This is a genomic window from Dongia sp. (assembly GCF_041910485.1).
Taxonomy (GTDB): domain Bacteria; phylum Pseudomonadota; class Alphaproteobacteria; order Dongiales; family Dongiaceae; genus Dongia.
The window spans coordinates 16,409-40,299 of record NZ_JAYRQR010000051.1 but is presented as its reverse complement, the minus strand read 5'-3'; the positions used below and the strand labels follow the sequence as shown (position 1 = coordinate 40,299).

Sequence of the window (23,891 nt, the reverse complement as noted above, 5' to 3'; positions counted from 1 at the left end):
GGCGATGGCCAAGATCGGTCCGCATATCATCGTCCTGGGGAATGAAAAGGGCGGGTCGGGCAAATCGACCACGGCGATGCATCTCATCGTCGCCTTGCTCGCTGCCGGCAAGAAGGTCGGTTCGATCGATCTCGATGCGCGGCAGGGCTCGCTCTCGCGCTACGTCGAAAACCGGCGCAAGACGGCCGAAGGGATGCTCACTCCCTTGCCGATGCCGACCCATATTCCCATCAATCAAAGTCAGGCCGACAGCCGCGAAGTGGCGAAGCTGGAGGACGAGGCGAACCTTGCCGCGGCCCTGGATCAGCTCAAGGAGAATGACTTCATCGTCATCGATACACCCGGCAGCGACAGCGCCCTGTCGCGTGCAGCGCATATCCGCGCCGATACGCTGATATCGCCGTTGAACGACAGCTTCCTGGATCTCGACCTGTTCGGCCGTATCGAGGATGAAGGCGCCAGCATCCGCCGCCCCAGCGTCTATGCCGAAACGGTCTGGGAGCAGCGCAAGCGCCGGGCGATGGCGGGCGGCAAGCCGATCGACTGGGTCGTCATGCGCAATCGCCTCTCCAGCCTGGACGCGCGCAACAAGCGCGACATCGGCAAGCTTCTGGAACAACTGGCCAAGCGTATCGGCTTTCGCATTGCGCCTGGTTTTACCGAGCGCGTGATCTTCCGCGAACTCTTCCCGCGTGGCCTGACCCTGCTCGACCTCTCGCGCCAGGATGCCGGCGTCCAGTGGCGCATGTCCCATGTGGCGGCGCGCCAGGAAGTCCGCGAACTGCTTGAGGCGCTCAATCTTGTGCCTGTGGATGCGGAATCAGGCGCAGTTTAAAACCGACGAGCCACTTTTTGGCGATGTCACACAACAAGGGCACGAATTGCTTTCTTTTGTGTTCGTCCCGTGAAGTTGGGGAAATATCCGCGATTATTCGGCGCTCCCCGCTTGTGCCAGTCTTCGGCGGCATGGCAGAAATGCTGCGTCGCATCAATCAAAGGGAAACGGAATGATCAAACCGCTTAAGAAGGCCATCTTCCCGGTCGCGGGACTGGGCACGCGATTCCTGCCGGCGACGAAATCGATGCCGAAGGAAATGCTGACGGTGGTCGACAAGCCGCTGATCCAATATGCGGTCGAAGAGGCGCAAGCTGCCGGGATCGAGGAGATGATCCTGGTCACCGGTCGCGGCAAATCGGCGATGGAAGACCATTTCGATCATTCCTACGAGCTAGAGGATACGCTGACCCGCCGCGGCAAGAAGGCAGAACTGGAACTCCTCAAGAAAATGCTGCCGCTTGCCGGCAACGTCGCCTATGTACGCCAGCAGGAGCCGCAAGGATTGGGGCACGCCGTCTGGTGCGCGCGCCATTTCATCAAGGACGAAGCGGTGGCGGTGCTGCTGCCGGACGATCTGGTTCACGGTGAAGTTTCGTGCCTGAAGCAGATGGCGGATGTTTACCGGAAGGTCGGCGGCAACATCATTGCCGTCATGGAAGTGGCGCAGGAACATACCAGCCGCTACGGGATCCTCTCACCGGGCACTGACAAGGACGGTCTCGTCGAGGTAAAGGGGTTGGTCGAAAAACCGTCGCCCGACAAGGCGCCGTCGCGGCTCGCCGTGATCGGCCGCTACATCCTGCAGCCGGAAATCTTCCATCATCTTGAGGCGCAGGAGCCGGGGGCGGGTGGTGAGATTCAGCTGACGGATTCCATGGCGCGCATGATCGGCCAGGTGCCCTTCCACGGCTATCGCTTCGCAGGCAAACGTTATGATTGCGGCGACAAGGCCGGATTCATTGAGGCCAATATCGCCCTCGGCGTCGCGCATCCCATCCTGGGCAAGAGCGTGCGGCAGGTGGTGGCGGACATCGCCAGCAGCTTGAAATTGTGAATCCGGGACGACCTGCAACGCTTGTCAGCTAGCTTGCATTCTGCCGGTGGGCTGCTTAGGCTCCCCGGCAGAAGGTCGTGGCCATAGGTGATTTTGCCTGGGATACGATCCTTGTGCTGTTGAGGACCATGTCGACTGTTCGCGACATATTCAATCTGACCGCCGTCCAGTCGATCTATCGAACCTTTGCTGTGGTTCTGGTCGGCTTTTTCCTGGCGGTTTGCGTCCTGGTCGCCAAATCCTTCAGCAATTGGCCGGTGAGCGACGCGTTGGCCGAATACGCCAATGGTCTTGCCCTTTGGATCGGCGCCCTCCTGGCTATGGTCCTGGCGCATCAGCATCCGCCTCGTTCCGGTGCGCGCATTTTCTGGTGGGGTGCGACGCTTGGCTTGGCATTGATTGCTGCGAACGAGGTCTTCAATATCTTCGATCGCATCGAGCGCGCCTGGGGTGACGACGACTATGCCGACCTGCTGTTCCTCTGTCTGACCCCGATCGGCCTCTATGCGGCCTGCTCGCTGGAAGAAGCGCCCCGTATTGCTGTGCGCGCCATGCAGCTGGGTTTCGCCTTCCAATGTATTTCCGACGTGATCGATCTTTCTGATGGGGATGGGTTTCTCTTCAACTACCAAATTCCCGGGCTCGAGCAGAATTTGATGGATGTAGTGACCGACATTTCGGAACTGATATTCATCGAGACATATCTGTTCGGTCTCGGATGTCTGTTGCTCAATCTCCTGATGCGTCGACTTGGTTTGATTGGGGGAACTGCTTGATGATGGACGAACTGTCGGCCATTTGGCGCCGGTTGCTGACGATTGCAGGCGCGATCTTGCTCGCGCCGCTTCTGCTGACGCTGATATTGGGGCGGATCATCTTCTTCTCGATTCTCGATCTTGCGCAGGCGGCGCATCAGATCGCCTGGGAGATTCGGGATATGTCGTTGCCGAAATCCGTGCGGGCGCGCCTGTTACCCTTCTGGGCTGGGTGGCTGATGTCCATCCTGCTGCTGGCCGGGGCGTTGGCTGGTGTAGTCATCGTTGTACGGCAGACGGTGGATTGGGCATTCGATGATCAGTGGGTGGCGCGCGGTGCGGCCGTCATGCTGGCGCTTTTCGCCGTCTATTTCGCATTTCGCTTGGCGATGCTCGGTACCGCCGCGCTGCAGCGCGCGCTGGCGCACAATCTGGCACGCGTGATTTCGGGGGAACTTGCGCAACTGAAGGCGGAAACGGATCGCCGCGCGCGAATTCTCGCTGCCGGCCACATTTCGTCAGCCATTCCGATGCCGAGCTTCAGTCGCGAAGGTGCGGAGATCGTCGAATTGCTGGGGCACCCGACCGAGGCAACCTTGCGGCAATTGTTGATCAGTCTCGAAGCGTTCAACACCGCCGCTGCCTATGACCAGCGCCCCAGCGACGTTCACGTGCGGGCACGACTGAAGGCGGTTGATCAGGATCTGGCCCGGGCCATGCGGGCCATCGACCCGCATTGCCGCTTGGTTTGAGGCCCAGTTCGGCCTTGCTAAAGATAAGCACATAAAAATATTCTTATCCCGCCAATAGGCGGGGAAGATATGGAAGAGATTTTAAGGGGGCTGCGCGCCTCGGCCGAAGCAACGCGTCTGCGCATCCTGGGACTGTGCGCCCATGCTGAACTGACAGTGAGCGATCTGGTCGAGATTCTGGGCCAATCCCAGCCGCGCATCTCGCGACACCTCAAATTGCTGGTCGAGGCCGGCGTCCTGGTTCGCAACCAGGAGGGCCCGTGGGCATGGTACCGCCTGCCGGAAGAGGGTGTGGGTGGAGAGCTTGCACGCCTCATCGTCGACTTGCTTCCGTCCGATGATCGGCAGCACGCCCAGGATTTGAAGCGCCTGCAGGCCATTTCGGAAGGTTGGACAAGCCGCGTCGCCGATTTCTTCCGCCAGCATGCCGGCGATTGGGAGCAGATTCGTTCGCTCCATGCCGACCAGGCCGCCGTCGATGCGGCCTTGTTGAAAGCCTTGCCGGAAGGACAGATCGAAAGCCTACTCGACGTTGGCACCGGGGCAGGTCATGTCTTGTCCCTGGTCGGCAAACGTGCCCAATCGGCAGTGGGCGTCGACCGCTCGCGCGAGATGTTGAATGTGGCGCGATCGAATCTGTTCCGCGCCGGCCTGCGCCATTGTCAGGTACGGCAGGCCGATATGTTCGCACTGCCCTTCGAGGACGCGGCTTTCACGGCCGTGACGATGAACATGGTGCTGCATTTCGCGGATCGGCCGGATGCGGCTTTGGCTGAAGCGGCGCGCGTGCTGGCGCAAGGTGGGCGGCTGGTGATTGTCGATTTCGTGACGCACAGCCTCGAACAATTGCGCGAAGAGCAGGCCCACCGCTGGCTGGGTTTTGACGACAGTCAGATAACATCCTGGTGCAAGTCAGCCGGTCTCATGCCGCTGCCGCCGCAGCATCTGGCGGGCGGCTCTCTGACGGTTGCGCTGTGGTCGGCGGAGCGACCCGCTTGATCGCTTATTCGAAGCCGTAGCGCGCCATGATCTCGCGGCGCAGGCGCGGGATCAGGTCAGGATCAGCGTGCAGGTGCGCTTCCTCTGAATCGAGAATGGCGAGGAACAAGCGACCGCGCATGCGTGCCGCATCGATCTTGGCGCCGACCCGCGCGCCGACGGCCGACAAGATGACATCGAGGCAGCGCTCCGCGGCATTGAGCCGGCCCCACAGAAAGTCATGCTCGCGCCACGACCGGTTGAAGAAGGCGCCGAAGCTCATGAGCGATGTGCCGCGCAGCACGACATCGCCGAGGCTGCGCGCATCGTCCGGGCTGATGCGGTCGACAAGAACCTCATTGATCTCATCCATGTCGGTCCATTGCAGGATCGGGAAGGTGATGAGATCGAAGAAGGCGAACCCGACATAGGCCTTGGCGACGGCGCGCCGGGCGATGGGCGGCAGAAAGGCAAAGCCCATGACCGAGATGATCTCGTCCAGCGAATGGTCGATGGGAATGAGGCCGAAGGATTCCTCGAGAGCGGCGAGATCCGCCTCGGAGAATTCGCCGCCCGCCCGCGCCGATGCCGCCAGCCGGGTCGCTGCTTCGACTGGCTTTCCGGCGTACTTGCTGGCATCCCAGCGCGGTGCCGCCCGCTCGATGGCTTCATAGAGCGCGCCTTTGAGATCGTCGATCGCGGCCGAACCCACATCGATGCCTTCTTCGCCGGCCGCCCGATAGAGTTCGTTGAGCCGTCGAATGACGAAGCGAATGCGGCGCAGGCGAAACTCGACATCGAACGCGCGAAGGAAGCGGATGGTACGCGCCGGCGATGCCGGATCGTCCGTCAGCCATCGGTCGATCGCCACCACCACTTCCGCCGCGGTGACGGAATCGCCGTCGCTATGGGCCAGATCCGCCACCAGCTTGGCGAGGGAATCGGTGACGCCACGAACCTTGAGCTTCATATAGCTCAGATAGGCGTAGCCGGCACCCCGGTGTGCCGCCTCATTCGCCTCGGACCGATAACGGCTGACCTCCGCGATGGTCGGTGGATTGTCTGGATCCGCGCGTACGATGCTGTCGACGAGGCGTTCGACTTCGGGGTCTGCCGCAGCAAGGATTTCTGCCATGCGGCGGGCGCGAACATTCCACGCTTCGATGCCGAGCAGATCATCGGCGATCGGTTCATTGCGCGGAATGACGGCGAGCGATGCCAGGATCGTGCGGAAAAATCCCGGTGCGCCCTCGCCGCTGCGCTGCCTGCCGCCGTTGCGCGGGTTCGGATCGACATAGATGATGCGCCGCACGACTTCCCGGCTCGCCGGCCGGTCGCCCAACGCCTGGATCACGGGCGAAAAGGGCTTGTTCATGACGACGCTGCCGTCGATGAAGAAGCGGTTGGCCGCCGCCTGATCCAAATCGCCATCGACGCCCAGCTTGTCGACGAGGAGCGCCCGGCGCGCCGGCCAGGGGCGGCCGCGTTCGCTCAACAGATCGTCCATTTCGGCCACAGTGGCCGGTGCGAAGGCACCGGGGAAACAGGCCGTGGCGCGCGAGGCAAAGACCAGGGACGGCACATGGTCGACGCCGAATTCGCTCTGCAATTCGCCGGAAAGGGTGCGGCGGCAGGTGAAGGCGATGATGCGCCGATGCTCGGTCTCTTCGACGACCGGCGGATCGTGCAGTGCGATCAGATGGTGGTGGCCGCGATAGTCGGTCACGGTCACGAAGAGATCGAGCCTGTGCCCCGGGGGCAACAGGCTGATGCCTTCGCTGGCGCTTGCGTCCATCGCGTCGCAGGCGTCCAACATCCAGCCGGCAAACCGCCGGCCGGAGAAGGGTGGGGTAAACCAGCGCGCCTGTACGAAACGCCGCACCTTGGACAGCGTTTCCGGCTCCGCCACCTGCGATCCGAAACGGCGGACCAGGATCTTGTCGATCATCGGCCCCATGGCCGACTTCCAAGTCCGGCTGAACAAGCTGGCAGGTGCAGAAAGCTGGGTCACATCGGCATTCTGCAGCCACAATTCGCGATGCGCGTCGAGCGGCAGATCGTGGGCAAGGGCGCGGGCCAGCATCACGCCGTTGATGCCACCGGCCGAGGCGCCGGAAATGAGATCGATAACGATGCGCAGATCGACGTCGGGCAGGAGTGTGCGGAGAATATCCAGATAGACCGAGGTGCTGTCCCCCGGATCTCCCACCTTACCCGTCTCGGCATGAAGGAGTTTCGAGGCGCGAATAAGGTTCAGCAATTCGCGGGTGACGCCGTGGATGTAGACGGCCAGCGAAACGCCGCCATAGAGCACCACGGCAAGCCTGACCTCGATCTGCTTCATGGGCCCCCGACGGCTGACTGGACTGGTTTCGAGCGGTCTTCGGTTCCGAGTCGCGCCAGTCTAGCACCCGATGTCGCCCATGTCCCTCGCGGGGACGGGGATTTGCGTCCTGGGCATGCGGTGTCGGCCAAATCGGCGTGGAGCCTGTGGCGTCGTCGCTTGCTATCCTCGCCCCACGAAAAGCGATCCTTTTGTGAGCGAAGCCATGATTCCGTTTTCCGTGCTGGACCTGTCGCCCATTCCCGAGGGGTTGAGCGCCGCGGATGCCTTCCGCAATTCGGCCGACCTTGCCCGGCACGCCGAGGATTGGGGTTACCACCGCTTTTGGCTGGCCGAGCATCACAACATGCCCGGCATTGCCAGCGCCGCAACTTCCGTCGTCATCGGTCATGTCGCTGCGGCAACCAAGCGCATTCGGGTCGGCGCTGGCGGGATCATGTTGCCCAATCACGCGCCGCTGGTGATTGCCGAACAGTTCGGCACGCTGGAATCGCTCTTTCCGGGGCGCATCGATCTGGGCCTTGGGCGGGCGCCCGGCACCGATCAACGGACGGCGCGGGCACTCCGCCGCAATCTTCTGGGCAGCGACGATTCATTCCCGCAAGACGTTGCCGAACTGATGGGATGGTTTGCACCGGTCGAGCCGGGCCAGGCCATCCGCGCCGTGCCGGGGGCGGGACTGGATATTCCGATCTGGCTGTTGGGCTCCAGCCTCTTCAGTGCGCAACTGGCGGCGGAGATGGGGCTGCCGTTCGCCTTTGCCTCGCATTTCGCGCCCGATTCCCTGCTGCGCGCACTCGACCTCTATCGCAGCCGCTTCAAACCCTCCGTTCACCTTGCCAAACCCTATGTCATGGCTGGTCTCAGCGTGGTTGCGGCGGAGACAGATGCGGAGGCCAAGTGGTTGTTCACCTCGCTCCAGCAGCAGTTCGTCAATCTGCGCCGGGGCCGGCCCGGCCCGCTGCCGCCGCCGCGGGACGATATGGAGTCTTTCTGGTCTCCGCTGGAAAAGGAAATGGTCGATCATTCCCTGGCTTATGCGGTGGTTGGGTCCCAGGAAAATGTCGAACGTGGGCTCGTCGACTTCATGACCGGCACAGCGGTCGACGAAATCATGGTGGCCGGCCAGATATTCGATCACCAGGCGCGATTGAAATCCTTCAAGATGGTGGCCGATATCCGGACCAAGCTTGCCGGCGGGCCGGGTGCCCTTGGTGAGAGAAGCGCGTCGGAGCGCTAGCGGCGCCGACCTGGCGGCATTATTCTGCCGTCATCAAACGATGGCTGCGAGTTTTGCCGATGTCTGCCTCCTACATGTTCACGCCGGCGCCGATCCCCGTCCTGCCGATATCCGGCACCGACGCCCTGTTCCCGGTGCATCGCATCTATTGTGTCGGCCGGAACTATGCCGACCATGCGATCGAGATGGGGCATGATCCCAATCGGGAGGCCCCGTTCTTTTTTCAGAAGAACCCGGATTCGCTGATCCTGCCCGGGGCGGATTTCCCCTATCCGACAGCGACCCGGGATGTGCATCATGAAATAGAACTGGTGGTTGCCCTTCATTCCGGCGGTGTCGGAATCGCGCCGCAGGAAGCATTGGGGCGGGTGTTCGGCTACGCCGTCGGCCTCGACATGACGCGGCGCGATCTGCAGGCTGAGGCCAAGAAGGCCGGCCGGCCCTGGGAGGTCGCGAAGGCCTTCGACCATGCAGCACCTTGCTCGGCCATCCAGCCCGCCGAGCGCATCGGCCATCCGCAGGCGGGGGCGATCTGGCTCAAGGTGAATGGTGAAACGCGTCAGCAGGGCGATCTCGGTCAGATGATCTGGAAGATCGGCGAAATGATCAGCTATCTTTCCAACCTGTTCACCTTGCGGGCCGGCGATCTCATCTTCACCGGTACCCCGGCGGGGGTCGGCCCGGTCGAACGCGGCCAGCATCTGCAAGGCGGCGTGGACGGTGTCGGCACCTTGGACCTGCGCGTGATCTGAAGGGACAAGTGCATGGCCGACTATGTTCGCCGTATCCTCGATGCCCGCGTCTATGACGTTGCCGAGCATACCCCGCTTGATTCCATGCCGCGCCTGGGTGGGCGCCTCAATGCGGAAATCCTGCTGAAGCGCGAAGACCTGCAGCCGATCTTTTCCTTCAAGATTCGGGGTGCCTACAACCGCATCGCGCGGCTTGACCCAGAGGCACGAAAGCGCGGCGTCATCTGTGCGTCGGCCGGCAATCATGCCCAGGGTGTTGCCTTGTCGGCGCAGCGGCTCGGTATTGCGGCCACCATCGTCATGCCGGTGACCACGCCGCAGATCAAAATCGACGCGGTGCGCCGCCTTGGCGGCAGCGTCGTCCTCAGTGGCGATACGTTCGACGACGCCTTCGCCCATGCCAAGCAATTGGAAGCCGAGCAAGGCCTCACCTTCATTCACCCGTTCGACGATCCGGATGTGATTGCCGGGCAGGGGACGATCGGGGTGGAACTGCTCCAGCAATTTGCCGGACCGATCGAGGCGATCTTCGTGCCGATCGGCGGTGGGGGGCTCGCGGCCGGCATCGCGTCATATGTGAAGTTCCTGCGTCCCGAAACCAAGGTGATCGGCGTCGAGCCGGTCGATGCGGCATCGATGAAAGCGGCCATCGCTGCCGGCGAACGTGTCATGCTCGATCGTGTCGGGCTCTTTGCGGACGGCGTCGCCGTGCGCCAGGCGGGGGCCGAGACGTTCGGCCTGTGCCGCAACCTTCTCGACGATATTCTATTGGCCGACACAGACGAGATGTGCGCCGCGGTCAAAGACATCTTTGAAGATACGCGGGTCATCGCCGAGCCGGCCGGCGCCTTGTCGCTGGCAGGGCTCAAGGCCTATGCGATGGCCAATCCCCAGCGCAGCGGCGCGCTCGTCGCCGTCAACAGCGGCGCCAACATGAACTTCGATCGGCTGCGCCATGTCGCTGAGCGCGCGGAGATCGGCGAGGCGCGGGAAATCCTCCTCGCCGTGACCATCCCGGAGCGGCAAGGCAGCTATCGGCGCTTTGTGGAAGTGCTGGGCAATCGCAACATCACCGAATTCAACTACCGCTATGCCGCCGGCAGCGAGGCTCATGTCTTTGTCGGTCTCAAACTGCGCGGCGATGGAACCGAGAAGGCGTCGCTGCTCGATGAATTGCGTGCTCTCGGCTACAAGGTGCTCGATATCAGCGCCGATGAGACGGCCAAGCTCCACATACGCTACATGGTCGGCGGGCGGGCACCGGGCCTGCGCGACGAAGTGTTGCTGCGCTTCGAATTCCCCGAACGGCCGGGTGCCTTGATGAAGTTCCTGAATGGCGTCGGCAGCGACTGGAACATCACGCTGTTCCACTACCGCAATCACGGCGCCGACTATGGCCGTGTGCTGGCTGGCTTGCAGGTGCCGCAGGCCGAGCGGGCGCGCTTTGCTGCGACACTCGATCGGCTTGGCTATCCTTATGAGGACGAGACGCTCAACCCGGTCTACCGCCTGTTCCTGGGCGATTGATGCGGGGCCATCGGACGGGCGAAAGGCGCCGGTCCCAACAACGCGGTTGTTTGGGCTTACTGCACCGATTGGGCGATGGTGCTGTCCGACTTCACGACCAGGCAGTCGGTCTGCTTGGCCTTCAGCTTCTTGCACGCGGCATCGGCATCGGTCTTGCTGAGGCCGAAGACCCGCGCGCGATAGATGTTGCTGTTGCCGCGATCGATCACGATGCGCGCGTCGGAAAGGAGCGTCGGCACGGCCTTGGTCGCACGTTCGGCGGCCTTCTGCGCCGGCTTGAACTTCGAATAGGCGCCAACCTGGATGCCGAACTGGTTTTCAGGGCTCCAGACGGTCGCCACATCCTGCGTGTCAGGCTTGGCGACGGCGGGGGCCAGGGAAACGCTGGCCATGGTCGCAATCGTCGTGCCGATCGAATCTTCCTGGCGCGTGGCCGGCTTCGGCGTCGGCACCAGGGTGCTCGCCACCACCGCATCCATGTCGCCATCGTCTTGGGCGCCGGTGTCTTGCCCACCAGCCGGCGCGCCATCATCATTGGCAGCCACCATCGGCGCCTGCTTGACCGGAGCGGCACTGCCGGGGGCCTTGGCAACGAGTACGTCGCCAATGCCCTGGCGGGTCTTGAAGCCGTCCGTCAGCAAGGCAACCATCTGCTTGTCGCGGATCGGCGCGCTGGTCCCGCCCAGAACGACGCCAACCAGGCGCCGACCGTTGCGTTCGGCCGAGGAGACAAGGTTGAAGCCGGCGGCGCGGATATAGCCGGTCTTGATGCCGTCGGCGCCGGCGAACTTCTTCATCACGCGATTATGGCCGCCATAGGTGTTGCCACGGTAGACGAAGCTGTTGCGGCCGAAGTAGCCGTAATATTTGGGATGGTCGCGCAGCAGGGCGATGCCCAGCGTCGCTTGGTCGCGCGCCGTGGTCATCTGACCCGGATTGGGCAAGCCGTTGGCATTGCGGTAGGTCGTGTTGCTCATGCCGAGCTGGCGCGCCTTCGCGGTCATCATGCGGGCGAACGCGCTTTCTGTGCCGCCGAGTCGCTCGCCCACCGCCGTTGAGACGTCATTGGCTGAACGCACGACCATGGCGAGAATGGCGGTCTCGACCGAAATCGTATCGCCGGCCTGGACGTTCATGTTGGTCGCCGGTTCGCTTGCCGCGTTCTTCGAGAAGGTGATGCGGTCGCTGAGCTTGATGGTGCCCGCGTCGAGAGCGTCGAACAGCAGGTAGAGCGTCATCATCTTGGTCAAAGATGCCGGGTAGGTGACGGCATCGGCGTTGGAACGGGAAAGAACTTCACCTGTTTCGGCATCGACCACGATGCTGGCGGCAACCGGCTTGGCGAGCGCATTCGGAGAAAAGACGACGCTGGTCAGTGCCAGAACGGCAAGGGCGGCGCCAAAAAGGCGCAAAATGGACAGAATCGACCCCCGCTTGGTCTGACGCGGCAGAAACATCGTGCTTTTCCCCCTAAGCCGGTGAAAAGATTTAGGCAATTTCGTGTCCGATCCTACGTTAACCGTAGAATCCTGTCTATAGCTTACTACCTCCTAAAATCTGGTAAACTGCGACAAGACGTCAACGGAATCAGGTGACTACCGGATGATCCTCAGAAATCCAAGCGGCCTCCGGCAGCGCCGCCGCTCCAAGGCGCGCATCTGGGCCGGCCTTGCGCTCGCCGCGAGTCTTCTCGGCGGCTGCGCCTATCAGCCCAGTGGGCAACTCGGTTCAGGCAGCAGTATCGACAATCCGATCGAGCGCAAATTCACGTGGTTCAGCTATCTGGACGGTGCTGATATTCGCAATTCCTGTGCCGCCGGCGGGCCGGATCAATACCGGATCGTCTATAACGGCCAATATTATGACCATGTGCGGACTTACGATCTGGCGGTGGCCGGAAAGCCGCATCTGACCGCCCGGGCGCGGGGTCAGAGCGGCAATCTGATGGACATGGGTTTCAACAGTTTCGATGAGTTGCTGGGGCCCTGGAATTTCCGCCGCTCCGACAGCGATCTCAGCGCCGCTGAATTGTCAAAACTGCGTGAACTGCTGCATCAGGCCGGGTTCGCCAGCGGCTCCCAGGCGGGCTTGCGCCTGCATTCGCAGGATTTCTACTGGCTGGTCGCCGGCTGCGAGAGTGGGAAATTCTTCATCAACGCCTGGGCGGATAAGCCGCGGGCGATCAGTCTTACCCGCACGGCGTTTCTGGACTTTCTGCTGAAGCATGACCAAACGGGTGTTGCCTATCTGCCGCCCCGTCCGGTCACCTATATGGACAAGAACGACCAGGGCAAAGGCCGGCACAGGGATTTTAACGGCGCTTTCGTCATTACACTCCGGGCCGATGGAATAGGGCGGGCTGGGCTGTGAATGGGGCTCGGAAATCGGAGCCCCGCATTATTGCAGCCCCACTATATCGCAACCGCCTCTTTTAACTCGGTCTTAGCATCCAATATGATAGAGCCATGATAGCCAATTCCGGGTCCACTGATTTGATGAATATTGAGGACATGGCGCGCAAGGCGGTCCTTCCCGTGCTGACGGCCGGTGAAGATGGCGACGACCACGACCAGGGTGGCGCCGGCCGGCCGGGCGTGGGCACGGTGGTCAAGGCGAAGCCGAAGACCAAGAAGCCCTCCATGTACCGGGTGCTGCTCCTCAACGACGATTACACGCCGATGGAGTTCGTCGTGCATGTCCTGGAGCGCTTTTTCAACAAGAGCCGCGAAGCGGCGACCGAGATCATGCTGCATGTGCATCACCGCGGTGTCGGGGTGTGCGGGATCTATACGTACGAAATCGCCGAGACGAAGGTCTCGCAGGTGATCGATTTCGCACGCCGCCATCAGCACCCGCTGCAATGCACGATGGAGAAAGAATAGCCAGTCGAAGACGAGCGAAGTGGGGAACAGTCGTTCATGTGTATCGGATGTCGCGCGGGCGGGGGCTCGTGTGACGGTAGATAGTTAGTCAAGGAAGGATATCCCGGCCCATGCTGTCGCCCAATCTTGAACAGACCCTGCACCGTGCCCTGGCCCTGGCCAGCGAGCGACGGCATGATTACGCGACGCTGGAGCATCTGCTCCTCGCCTTGACCGACGACCAGGACGCGGTTGCCGTGATGCGTGCCTGCAATGTCGATGTCGACCGGCTCAAGCGTGATCTCGTCGACTATGTCGACAACCAGCTCGCCAACATCATCAGCAAGCAGCAGGCGGAGGCCAAACCCACCGCCGGCTTCCAGCGTGTCGTTCAGCGCGCGGCCATTCATGTGCAATCTTCCGGCCGCGAGGAAGTGACCGGCGCCAATATCCTGGTGGCACTCTTCTCCGAGCGTGAAAGCCATGCCGTCTATTTCCTGCAGGAGCAGGAGATGACGCGCCTCGATGCCGTCAACTATATCAGCCACGGCATCGCCAAGGTCGCCGGCCGCGCCGAACCGAAGCGCGTGCGCGGCGCCGCCGAAAAGGAAGAAGGCGAAACCCAAACCAAGACCGGAACCGAGGCGCTCGAGGCCTATTGCGTCAACCTCAACCAGAAGGCCCAGAACGGCAAGATCGATCCGCTGATCGGCCGTGACGGCGAGGTCTCGCGCACCATCCAGGTGCTGTGCCGCCGTACCAAGAACAACCCGCTTTACGTGGGCGATCCGGGCGTCGGCAAGACGGCGATCGCCGAAGGTCTCGCGCGCCGCATCGTCAAGGGCGACGTGCCGGATGTGTTGAAGAACGCCACCATCTTCTCGCTCGATATGGGCTCGCTGCTGGCGGGTACCCGCTATCGCGGCGATTTCGAAGAACGGTTGAAGGCGGTGGTGAAGGAGCTCGAGAATCTCGAAGGCGCCATTCTCTTCATCGATGAAATCCATACGGTGATCGGTGCCGGTGCCACCTCCGGCGGCTCGATGGATGCCTCGAACCTGTTGAAGCCGGCGTTGCAATCGGGTTCGCTGCGTTGCATCGGTTCGACCACCTACAAGGAATACCGCCAGCATTTCGAAAAGGACCGCGCGCTGGTCCGCCGCTTCCAGAAGATCGACGTCAACGAGCCGTCGCAGGAAGATGCGGTGAAGATCCTGCGGGGGCTAAAGCCCTATTATGAAAAGCACCACAACGTCCGCTACACGTCGGAGGCGATCCGCGCCGCGGTCGAGCTCTCTGCCCGTTATATCGGCGACCGCAAGCTGCCCGACAAGGCGATCGACATCATCGACGAAGTGGGTGCGGCGCAGATGCTGCTGCCTGAATCGAAACGCAAGAAGACCATAACCGTGAAGGATGTCGAAGCGGTGGTCGCGGTCATCGCGCGCATCCCGGCAAAGTCCGTCTCGAAGGACGACAAGGTCGCCTTGAAGTCGCTGGAACGCGATCTGAAGACGATGGTCTTCGGCCAGGATCCGGCGATCGATGCGCTGTGTGCTGCGATCAAGCTCGCCCGTGCGGGCCTCCGCGAACCGGACAAGCCCATTGGCTCGTACCTGTTCTCAGGTCCGACCGGGGTCGGCAAGACCGAAGTGGCAAAGCAACTGGCCCGCATCATGGGCATCGAGCTCATCCGCTTCGACATGTCGGAATATATGGAGCGGCACACGGTCTCGCGCCTGCTCGGCGCCCCTCCGGGCTATGTCGGCTTCGATCAGGGCGGCCTTTTGACCGACGCCATCGATCAGCATCCGCATGCCGTGTTGCTTTTGGATGAAATCGAGAAAGCGCATCCGGACCTTTTCAACATCCTGTTGCAGGTGATGGATCACGGCAAGCTCACCGACCATAACGGCAAGGGCGTCGATTTCCGCAACGTCATCCTCATCATGACGACGAATGCGGGTGCCGCCATGATGGCGAAATCGGCGATTGGCTTCATGCGCGACAAGCGTGAGGGCGAGGACCAGGCCGAAATCGAACGCCTGTTCGCGCCGGAATTCCGCAACCGTCTGGATGCCGTCATTCCGTTCTCGAACCTCTCGCCGGAGATCGTGGCGCAGGTCGTGGACAAGTTCGTCATGCAGCTTGAGGCCCAGCTCGCCGATCGCCACGTCAATATCGAGTTGACCGACGCGGCGCGGAAGCACCTCGCCGATATCGGCTTCGACCCGCTCTATGGCGCGCGGCCGCTCGCCCGCACGATCCAGGAGCACATCAAGAAGCCGCTCGCCGAGGAATTGCTGTTCGGCAAGCTCGAAAAGGGCGGCACGGTGCGCGTCGATTTCGATACCGAGAAGCAGAAGCTCACCTTCGAAATCGTCGAATCCAAATCCTCCCCGCGCGAAGAGACAGTCGAGCCCGTCGACGCCTAAGGGACACAAGCGGCAGGCTAGCCAGCGTTTCCTAGCCAATTCCTGCCTTCCACATCGGCGCCCGGTCACCTACGATCGGGCGCCGTTTTGCCATGAAGGGAAGGCCATGAACGATCAGACCAAAATCTCGGAAGCCGATGCCTTGCGTGATCTCTACGGGGAGCCGGTGCCGGCCTCGCTGGTGAAGGAGATGACCTTCCTCACCGAGCTTTACGCAGCCTTCATCAAGGCATCGCCCTTCGTCGTGCTGTCGACCAGCGGCGATGAAGGTCTCGATGCCAGCCCGCGCGGCGGCCCGCCGGGCTTCGTGCGCATCGTCGACAAAAAGACTCTCATGCTTCCCGACCGCAGCGGCAACAACCGCGTCGACAGTTTGAGCAACGTCGTCAGCGATCCGCGCGTCGCCTTGCTGTTCCTGGTGCCGGGTGTGGGTGAGACGATGCGCGTCAACGGGCGCGCGAAGGTCTCGGTCGATCCGGATCTCGTCGCCAGCTTCGCCGACGTCAACGGCAAGATTCCGCGCTCGGTGCTGATCATCGAGATCGACCGCGCCTACGTGCATTGCTCGCAATCACTCTCGCGTTCCAAACTGTGGGATCCGGCGGCACAGATCGACCGCAAGGCGTTGCCGACGATCGGGCAGATGCTGCAGGCCTGCCGTGCCGAGTTCGACGGCGCCGCCTACGACAAGCGCAATGAAGAAGAAGGTGGTCTCATCCCTGAGGATTGAGGCGGCACGTATCCTTTCCGCAAGCTGACGGCGCGCTGTTGGTCGGCGTTTGCAACAGAAAGCTGTCTGTCAGTCGGTCTTGCTAGCGTTTCTTTCGCGGCCGTTGCTGGCGGTCGTGGCCGAGACCGGCCAGACATTCACATTGGGAGCTTTCTTATATGTCGACCTATTCCATGCGCGGCCTGTGGCTGGGCGCAGCAATCCTTGTTGCCTCGAGCCTGCCGGCCTTTGCCGACTCAACCGTCAATGTCGACCTCACTGGCGATGCCGGCGACAAGATGGGGATGAAGCTCGATCATGAATCCGTGCCGGCCGGCAAGGTGACGTTCGTCGTCAAGAACGATGCCATCGCCACCAATCACGAGATGGTCGTGATCAAGCTGAAGCACAAGAACGACAAGATCCCGATGATGGCGGGCAAGCACCGCGTCGACGAAGACAAGCTGAAATCGATGGGCGAGGTCGAGGATCTGGAGCCGGGCAAGACCGGCGAGATGAGCGCCGATCTCAAGGCCGGCGAATATCTCTTGATGTGCAACATCAAGGGCCATTTCGAGGCCGGCATGATGGCGCATTTCACGGTGACGAAGTAACGCGCAACGTAGGTTATGCCAACTCCCTCGCCGCGTTCGGCGAGGGAGGGTGGCGTGTTCAGGCGGTTTTCTTCGCGGCCTTCTTGACGGCTTTCTTGGCCGTCTTCTTGGCGGCGGTCTTTTTCGCCGGCTTCGCCTCGGAATCGTCCGGCTTTGCGGCGGTCTTCTTGGCCGCTTTCTTCGCGGCTTTCGGTGCCGCCTTTTTCTTGCCCTTAGCCCCGCCGGCCGCTTCGCGCGCGGCGATCAGTTGCAGGGCCTCTTCAAGCGTCACGGCGCCGGGCTCGATCGATTTCGGCAAGGTCGCGTTGATGGCGCCCATCTTCACATAAGGCCCGTAGCGGCCTTCGTGCAGGGTCACGGCTTCGCCCGATGTCGGATGCTTGCCGATCTCCTTGCCGGGTGCCGCCTGTCGGCCACCGCGACCTTTGCTTTCTTGGGCGAGCAGTTCGACCGCGCGGTTCATGCCGATGGTAAGGACGTCGTCATCCTTCGGAATCGATTTGAACTTGCCGTCGTGATTGAGATAGGGGCCGAAGCGGCCGATGCCGGCCATGATCGGCTTCTGCGTCTCGGGGTGGTGGCCGACGACACGCGGCAGGCTCAAGAGCTTCTCGGCGATCTCCAGGCTCACCGCATTGGGGTCGAGATCGCGGGTGAGCGACACGCGCTTGGGCTTCTCGCCATCTTCCGCCTCACCCAGCTGCACATAGAAGCCATAAGGCCCCTTGCGCAAGGTGATGCTCTTGCCGGCCGGATCCTTGCCGAGCTCGACCGGGCCGGCGGCGGCTGCCGCAATCTCTTCCTCGGTCTGCACGGCCAGGGGCTTCGTGTATTTGCATTCCGGGTAATTGTTGCAGCCGATGAAGGCGCCGTTCTTCGCCAGCTTGATGCCGAGTTCGCCGGAACCGCAGGCAGGGCAGGCGCGCGGATGCTTGCCGTTGCCAAGGTCGGGGAAGAAATGCGGCGCCAGCGCATCATTGAGTGCGTCGATGACGACCGAGCGCGTGCCGATGCCCTTGTCGAGGAACGCGACCGCTTCCTGCATCGAGGGCAGCTTGCCGCCGTCATTCGCCTCGTCCTGATGGAGATGGGCGAAGTCGTTCCAGAATTCGGCCAGAACGTCCTTCCAGCGGGCGCGGCCGCCGGAAATATCGTCGAGCTTGGTCTCGAGATCGGCGGTGAAGCCGTACTGGACATAGCGGTCGAAGAAATTGGTGAGGAAGGTCGTGACCAAGCGGCCGCGATCTTCGGGGATCAGGCGCTTCTTCTCGATCTTCACATAGGCGCGGTCTTCGAGCGTCTGCAGGATCGAGGTATAGGTCGACGGGCGGCCGATGCCGAGCTCTTCCAGGCGCTTGATCAGCGACGCTTCAGAATAGCGGGGCGGCGGCTGGGTGAAATGCTGCTCCGGCTTCACCTCTTGCGATTTGACACCGTCGCCCTGCTTCAAATTGGGCAGGCGCTTGCCGCTATCGTCATCCTCGGTCGGGTCATCATGGTCTTCCTGGTAGAGCGTCAGGAAGCCATCGAAGGTGATGATCGAGCCGGTCGTGCGCAGGGTCTGGCGCCCGTCTGCCGAGACGATATCGATCGCCACCTGGTCCAGCTCGGCCGATTCCATCTGGCTGGCGAGGGTGCGCTTCCAGATGAGGTCGTAGAGCTTCGCCTCCTCGTCGCGCAGATACTTGCGCACCTGCTCCGGGCGGCGGAACAGGTCGGTGGGGCGGATCGCCTCGTGGGCTTCCTGGGCGTTCTTCGCCGCACTCTTATAGATGCGCGGGCTGGCGGGCAGGTATTTCTGGCCGTATTGCTCGCCGATGAGCTTCCTGCCGGCGACCACGGCTTCCTGGCTGAGGTTGACGCCGTCGGTTCGCATATAGGTGATGAGGCCGACCGTCTCGCCGTCGAGATCGATACCTTCATAGAGGCGCTGGGCGATCTTCATCGTGTGGGCCGCGCCGAAGCCCAGCTTCCGCGAGGCTTCCTGCTGCAGGGTCGAGGTGATGAAGGGCGGCGACGGGTTGCGGCGGACCGATTTCCGCTCAACCGCACCCACCTTGAAGGGGGCGCCGGCCTGGACGGCGGCAACGGCTGCCTTGGCGGCGGCTTCGTCGGCGATGTCGAACTTGTCGAGCTTCTTGCCGTTGAGGTGGGTCAGGCGCGCGGCGAAACTCTGCCCGTCGGGGCCGGTAAAGACGGCCTCGATGGTCCAATATTCGCGGGGTTTGAAGGCTTCGATCTCCGCCTCGCGCTCGCAGACGATGCGCAGCGCCACCGACTGGACGCGGCCGGCCGAGCGGCTGCCCGGCATCTTGCGCCACAGGATGGGGGAAAGGGTGAAGCCCACCAGATAGTCGAGGGCCCGGCGCGCCAGATAGGCGTCGACCAGTTCCTGGTCGATCTCGCGGGGGTTGGCGATGGCGTCGAGGACAGCCTTCTTGGTGATTTCGTTGAAGGCCACGCGGGCCATCGGCAGCTTGGCCAGCGCCTTCTTGCCCTTGAGCTCCTGGGCGAGGTGCCAGGAGATGGCCTCCCCTTCGCGATCAGGGTCGGTTGCGAGCAGGAGCTGGTCGGCCCCCGCGGCGGCGCTGGCGATTTCCTTGATCTGCTTGGCGCCGCGTCCCTCGGCGTCCCAGGTCATGGCGAAATCCTCGTCCGGCCGGACCGAGCCATCCTTGGGCGGCAGGTCGCGGACATGGCCGAAGCTGGCCAGGACCTTGTAATCGCTACCCAGATATTTGTTGATGGTCTTGGCCTTGGCGGGGGATTCGACGACGACGACCTTCATGGACCCGCTTTCGGGATGATCTAGAAGTGGACACCAAACCGGCCGTTATGGGGTGCCGGTCCGCCGGATATATAGGTGGTCAGGCGACCTTTGCGAGCAGCGAAACCCGGTTGCCGGGGTGCCGCTCCAGGCGGCCCGCCAGGTCCAATTCCAGCAGGACCATTCCCATGACGGGAGCGGAGCAATGACACTGCCGAAGCAGTTCGTCAACCTCCACCGGGCTCGGCCCCAACAGGTTGAGGATGTTGGAACGTATGTCGGCTGTTTCTTTTTCTATTTCAGAATCAGCGAGTTGATCGCCGTCATTGACGTTATTGAAGAGGTTGAGATTTAGGTTTCTGACCCCATCAATCGCCTCCAAAACCTGTGCGGCATCTTCGACCAGCAGGGCGCCCTCGCGAATGAGACGGTTCGTTCCCCGGCAGCGCGGGTCGAGCGGCGAGCCCGGCACGGCCATGACTTCGCGCCCCTGTTCGTTGGCAAAACGGGCGGTGATGAGGGAGCCGGATTTGAGTGCCGCCTCGATCACCACGGTGCCGAGCGACAGGCCGGAGATGATCCGGTTGCGGCGCGGAAAGAGCCGCGCCCCCGGTTCGGTCCCCGGCGGCATCTCGGCGACGATCAGCCCGTCCCGGGCGATCCGGTCATAAAGGTCGGCATGCTCCGGCGGGTAGAGCACATCCACGCCACCCGCCAGTACGGCGATGGTCCCGCCCTTCGCGGCGAGAGCACCGGCATGGGCGGCGCCGTCGATCCCGCGCGCGAGACCGGAGACGACGACCAAGCCGGCTTCCGCAAGTTCGCGGGCCATGTCATGGGCAAAGCGGCGCCCGTTGGCGGAGGCATTGCGCGCCCCGACCAGGGCTACCTCTCTAGGGTGGGTGAGGAGGTCGGCACGGCCCCGGACAGTGATCACGGCCGGCGCATCATCGACGGCGCGCAAGGCAGCCGGATAATCCGGCTCGACCCAGGCGATGGCCCGCCCACCGATCTCCGCGAGGCGCGCCAATTCCTCCTGGGCCAGATTCAAGGGACAAGGGCGATAGCTGCGCCGGCCCCCATTCCGGGCGAGATCCGGCAGCCGCTCCAGAGCGCGTTTCGCAGACCCAAAGCGGTCGATCAGGCGGCGGAAAGTGACCGGCCCGACATTCTCGCTGCGGGCAAGCCGCAACCAGTCGAGGCGTTCGGAATCAGTGAGAGGACGGGACAAAGGCTCCATGCCGGGGGAGCCTAAGGAACGGTGACGCGAGAATCAACCGTGAACAAACAACCAGAGGTGTTACTCGGTCTTTTTCTTGCCGATCCGAGGCTCGGTGCCTTTGAGGAGCCGGCTGATATTCTCGCTGTGGCGAATCCAGACCAGCACGGCGGCGAAGGCCGCGAGTGCCACTTGCGGGCCGGTGCCGAGGATATAGGCATAGAGCGGCGAGAGGGCCACGGCGACGAGGGCCGACAGCGACGAAATGCGCAGGCCGAAGGCAACCGCCAGCCAGGTCAGGCAGGCGGCAATCCCCACCATCCAGTTGATCGCGAGCAGCGTGCCGAGCGTTGTCGCCACACCCTTGCCGCCCTTGAACCCCAGCCACACCGGGAAGAGGTGGCCGAGCAGCGCAGCACCACCGGCAATGACCGCGAGCAGCGGATCGAAATGCGCCGCGATCAGCGCCGCGACCGCACCCTTGCCGCCATCGAGCAACAGGGTCGCAAGGGCGATCTTCTTGTTGCCCGTGCGCAGCACATTGGTGGCGCCGATATTGCCGGAGCCGATATTGCGGATATCGCCGAGCCCAGCCGCCTTGGTGAGGATCAGGCCGAACGGAATCGACCCCATCAGATAGCCGAGGATCGCGGCGGCGGCATAAGTCCAGAGTGGCAGTTCTGTGACCGGTTCCATCAGCCTTGTCCGTCACTGGCATAGACGATGCGACCATCGACGAAGGTCTTCAGCACCTGTCCCTGCACCGGGCGCCCATCATAGGGCGAGTTCTTGGACTTGCTCTTAAAATTCGCGACATCGATCCGGTGCGGCTTGTCGAGATCGATCAGCACCATGTCGGCCGGCGCTCCCTTGGCGAGGCGCCCCTGGGGCAGGCCGAGGATTTCCGCCGGGCGGCTGGTCAGGCATTTCAGCAGGTCAAGGAGCGACAGCGACCCCTTGTGATAAAGCTCCAGGCTGACCGGCAGCAGGGTTTCAAGGCCGACGATACCGGCCGCCGCCTGCACGAAGGGCACGCGCTTGCTCTCGACGTCATGGGGTGCATGGTCGCTGGCGATGCAATCGATGACACCTTCGGCAACCGCCGCCGCCACCGCGCGCCGATCGCTCTCGCTCCTGAGCGGCGGGGACAGTTTGGCAAAGGTGCGATAGTCGCCGATCTCGTTCTCGTTCAATGAGAAATAGGGCGGGGCGGTGTCGCAGGTGACGCGCAGGCCCTCGCGCTTGGCGGCACGGATCGCCTCGACTGCGGCGGCCGTCGATACATGCGCCACGTGATAGCGGGCACCCGACATGCGCACCAGATGCAGATCGCGCTCGATCATCATCACTTCGGCGCAAGGCGGAATGCCGGGCAGGCCGATGCGGGTGGCAAGCTCGCCATTGTTCATGGCGCCACCAGCGGCAAGGCTCGGTTCTTCCGGATGCTGCACGATGAGGAGGTCGAAGGTACGCGCGTAATAGAGCGCGCGGCGCATCACCTGGGCGTCGGCGACCGGCTGCAGCGCATTGGTGAACCCAAGCGCGCCGAACTCCGACAGCAGCCCCATCTCAACCAGATCCTTGCCGTTGAGGTCGCGTGTCAGCGCCCCATAACAATAGATCTTGGCGCGCTTCGTTTCGCGGGCGCGACGGGCGATGTATTCGACACCCGACACGTCGTCGATGATCGGGTCGGTATTGGGCAGGCACACCATGCTGGTGACGCCGCCCGCTGCGGCAGACAAGCTGCCGGTGGCGATGGTTTCCTGATGCTCGCTGCCCGGTTCGCGCAGTTGGACGCGCATGTCGACCAGGCCCGGGATCAGCACGTGACCGGCGCAATCGACGATCTCGGCGCCTTCCGGTGCGCTCTGCTTTGTCACCTGCGGGCCGATATCGGCGATCATGCTGCCATCGACCAGGATGCCACCGCGTTCGTCGCGGTTGGCGGACGGGTCGACGATGCGCGCATTGACCAGCAGCAGAGGGCGCGCGCCCTTTTTCTTTTCCGCACTCATCGGTTCTGCCCCACGATGCCGCGGGTGAGGGCGTCGAGGCAGGCCATACGGACCGCCACACCCATCTCGACCTGCTCGCGGATGACCGAGCGGTTGATGTCGTCGGCGACTTCGGAATCGATCTCGACGCCGCGATTCATCGGACCCGGATGCATGATGAGCGCGTTGGGCTTCGCGACCGACAACTTCTCGTAATCGAGGCCGAAGAAATGGAAATATTCGCGCACCGACGGTACATAGGCGCCCTGCATGCGCTCCAGCTGCAGGCGCAGCATCATGACGATGTCCACGTCCTTGAGGCCCTTCCTCATATCGGTGAAGACCTCGACGCCCATGCGGTCGATGTTCGACGGCAGCAGGGTCGTGGGCGCGATCACGCGCACGCGGGCACCCATCTTGGTGAGGAGGTGAATGTTCGAGCGCGCGACGCGGCTGTGCAGGATGTCGCCGCAGATGGCGACCAGCAGGCCCTGCAACTTGCCGAGGCGCCGGCGGATGGTGAGGGCGTCGAGCAGCGCCTGGGTCGGGTGCTCGTGGCGCCCGTCACCGGCATTGATGACGGCGCCGTCGACCTTTTGTGACAGCAAATTGATGGCGCCCGAATCCGGGTGGCGCACGATCATGACATCGGGCCGCATGGCATTGAGCGTCATGGCGGTATCGAGCAGCGTCTCACCCTTTTTGACGGAGGAGGTGCCGACCGACATATTCGTGACGTCCGCCCCCAGGCGCTTGGCCGCCAGCTCGAAGCTGGTCTGCGTCCGCGTCGAATTTTCGAAGAAGACGTTCATGACCGTGCGGCCGCGCAACAGGGCGCGGGCGGTCGCATCGTCCTTCGTCATATCGGCGTAGCGGTTGGAAAGGTCCAGGAGCCGTTCGATTTCGGCGGCGGAAAGCCCCTCGATTCCCAGCAAATGCCTGTGGGGGAAAAAGGGGTTAGGCGTGCGTGCTTCAGCGCTCATATCGAGCGCGCATCATAGTGCCAACGACCGCCCCGTCAACGATTCTGCGGCGGCTCCCCAAATAGG

The 23,891-nt window shown here is 62.7% G+C and carries 20 protein-coding genes; 13 read left to right on the top strand and 7 right to left on the bottom strand.

Going from position 1 to position 23,891, the window contains the following annotated elements; all coding sequences use genetic code 11:
- Positions 1–4 precede the first annotated feature (4 nt).
- The 5 genes from ACE3PP_RS17450 to ACE3PP_RS17430 all read left to right on the top strand — a co-directional run bounded on the left by ACE3PP_RS17450 (position 5) and on the right by ACE3PP_RS17430 (position 4,398).
- Positions 5–835: a division plane positioning ATPase MipZ gene (locus ACE3PP_RS17450; protein ID WP_374384485.1), complete on the top strand. Its 831-nt coding sequence runs from the start codon at positions 5–7 to the stop codon at positions 833–835.
- A 172-nt stretch (positions 836–1,007) separates the two neighbouring features.
- The gene (galU, locus tag ACE3PP_RS17445; RefSeq protein WP_374384484.1) at positions 1,008–1,892 is read left to right on the top strand and encodes a UTP--glucose-1-phosphate uridylyltransferase GalU; all 885 of its coding nucleotides are present in this window, start codon (positions 1,008–1,010) and stop codon (positions 1,890–1,892) included.
- Between the two features lie 257 nt (positions 1,893–2,149).
- Positions 2,150–2,668, top strand: a complete 519-nt coding sequence (locus ACE3PP_RS17440; RefSeq protein WP_374384483.1) for a hypothetical protein — start codon at positions 2,150–2,152, stop codon at positions 2,666–2,668.
- A complete protein-coding gene (locus ACE3PP_RS17435; RefSeq protein ID WP_374384482.1) occupies positions 2,668–3,399 on the top strand; it encodes a hypothetical protein in 732 nt (243 codons plus the stop codon). The genes ACE3PP_RS17440 and ACE3PP_RS17435 overlap by 1 nt, the downstream gene beginning before the upstream one ends.
- Before the next feature lie 69 nt (positions 3,400–3,468).
- Positions 3,469–4,398, top strand: a complete 930-nt coding sequence (locus tag ACE3PP_RS17430; RefSeq protein ID WP_374384481.1) for an ArsR/SmtB family transcription factor — start codon at positions 3,469–3,471, stop codon at positions 4,396–4,398.
- Positions 4,399–4,402: 4 nt separating this feature from the next.
- Here the strand turns inward: ACE3PP_RS17430 and ACE3PP_RS17425 are convergent, their stop codons facing one another.
- A complete protein-coding gene (locus ACE3PP_RS17425; RefSeq protein ID WP_374384480.1) occupies positions 4,403–6,721 on the bottom strand; it encodes a patatin-like protein in 2,319 nt (772 codons plus the stop codon).
- A 205-nt stretch (positions 6,722–6,926) separates the two neighbouring features.
- Here ACE3PP_RS17425 and ACE3PP_RS17420 point away from each other — a divergent pair, with 205 nt between their 5' ends.
- The 3 genes from ACE3PP_RS17420 to ilvA are packed head-to-tail and all read left to right on the top strand — an operon-like array spanning position 6,927 to position 10,240.
- Entirely contained in the window at positions 6,927–7,961 is a 1,035-nt protein-coding gene (locus tag ACE3PP_RS17420; RefSeq protein ID WP_374384479.1) for an LLM class flavin-dependent oxidoreductase, read from the top strand.
- Between the two features lie 59 nt (positions 7,962–8,020).
- Positions 8,021–8,713: a fumarylacetoacetate hydrolase family protein gene (locus ACE3PP_RS17415; protein WP_374384478.1), complete on the top strand. Its 693-nt coding sequence runs from the start codon at positions 8,021–8,023 to the stop codon at positions 8,711–8,713.
- A gap of 12 nt (positions 8,714–8,725) precedes the next feature.
- Entirely contained in the window at positions 8,726–10,240 is a 1,515-nt protein-coding gene (ilvA, locus tag ACE3PP_RS17410) for a threonine ammonia-lyase, biosynthetic (protein ID WP_374384476.1), read from the top strand.
- A gap of 56 nt (positions 10,241–10,296) precedes the next feature.
- On the opposite strand, the gene ACE3PP_RS17405 is transcribed toward ilvA, so the two are convergent.
- Positions 10,297–11,697 (bottom strand): D-alanyl-D-alanine carboxypeptidase, encoded by a 1,401-nt coding sequence (locus ACE3PP_RS17405; protein WP_374384475.1) that lies wholly within the window; start codon positions 11,695–11,697, stop codon positions 10,297–10,299.
- 145 nt (positions 11,698–11,842) lie between these two features.
- Between ACE3PP_RS17405 and ACE3PP_RS17400 the strand changes: the two genes are divergently transcribed.
- The 5 genes from ACE3PP_RS17400 (at position 11,843) to ACE3PP_RS17380 (ending at position 16,859) form a co-directional block, all read left to right on the top strand.
- Positions 11,843–12,610, top strand: a complete 768-nt coding sequence (locus ACE3PP_RS17400; protein WP_374384474.1) for a hypothetical protein — start codon at positions 11,843–11,845, stop codon at positions 12,608–12,610.
- 125 nt (positions 12,611–12,735) lie between these two features.
- Positions 12,736–13,122 carry an ATP-dependent Clp protease adapter ClpS gene (gene clpS / locus ACE3PP_RS17395; protein WP_374384473.1) on the top strand — a complete coding sequence of 129 codons (387 nt, stop codon included), beginning with the start codon at positions 12,736–12,738 and terminating at the stop codon, positions 13,120–13,122.
- A 110-nt stretch (positions 13,123–13,232) separates the two neighbouring features.
- Positions 13,233–15,536, top strand: a complete 2,304-nt coding sequence (gene clpA, locus ACE3PP_RS17390; RefSeq protein ID WP_374384472.1) for an ATP-dependent Clp protease ATP-binding subunit ClpA — start codon at positions 13,233–13,235, stop codon at positions 15,534–15,536.
- A 106-nt stretch (positions 15,537–15,642) separates the two neighbouring features.
- Positions 15,643–16,266 carry a pyridoxamine 5'-phosphate oxidase family protein gene (locus tag ACE3PP_RS17385; protein WP_374384471.1) on the top strand — a complete coding sequence of 208 codons (624 nt, stop codon included), beginning with the start codon at positions 15,643–15,645 and terminating at the stop codon, positions 16,264–16,266.
- A 158-nt stretch (positions 16,267–16,424) separates the two neighbouring features.
- Positions 16,425–16,859 (top strand): sulfocyanin-like copper-binding protein, encoded by a 435-nt coding sequence (locus ACE3PP_RS17380; protein WP_374384470.1) that lies wholly within the window; start codon positions 16,425–16,427, stop codon positions 16,857–16,859.
- Positions 16,860–16,917: 58 nt separating this feature from the next.
- Here the strand turns inward: ACE3PP_RS17380 and topA are convergent, their stop codons facing one another.
- From topA to ACE3PP_RS17355, 5 genes are all read right to left on the bottom strand, one after another.
- The gene (gene topA, locus ACE3PP_RS17375; RefSeq protein ID WP_374384469.1) at positions 16,918–19,647 is read right to left on the bottom strand and encodes a type I DNA topoisomerase; all 2,730 of its coding nucleotides are present in this window, start codon (positions 19,645–19,647) and stop codon (positions 16,918–16,920) included.
- Between the two features lie 79 nt (positions 19,648–19,726).
- Positions 19,727–20,866, bottom strand: a complete 1,140-nt coding sequence (dprA, locus tag ACE3PP_RS17370) for a DNA-processing protein DprA (protein WP_374384468.1) — start codon at positions 20,864–20,866, stop codon at positions 19,727–19,729.
- Between the two features lie 60 nt (positions 20,867–20,926).
- Complete coding sequence (gene plsY / locus ACE3PP_RS17365; protein ID WP_374384596.1) at positions 20,927–21,544, bottom strand: glycerol-3-phosphate 1-O-acyltransferase PlsY; 618 nt, start codon at positions 21,542–21,544, stop codon at positions 20,927–20,929.
- Positions 21,541–22,863, bottom strand: a complete 1,323-nt coding sequence (gene pyrC, locus ACE3PP_RS17360; RefSeq protein ID WP_374384467.1) for a dihydroorotase — start codon at positions 22,861–22,863, stop codon at positions 21,541–21,543. The genes plsY and pyrC overlap by 4 nt, the downstream gene beginning before the upstream one ends.
- Complete coding sequence (locus ACE3PP_RS17355) at positions 22,860–23,825, bottom strand: aspartate carbamoyltransferase catalytic subunit (RefSeq protein WP_374384466.1); 966 nt, start codon at positions 23,823–23,825, stop codon at positions 22,860–22,862. The genes pyrC and ACE3PP_RS17355 overlap by 4 nt, the downstream gene beginning before the upstream one ends.
- Between the last annotated feature and the right edge of the window lie 66 nt (positions 23,826–23,891).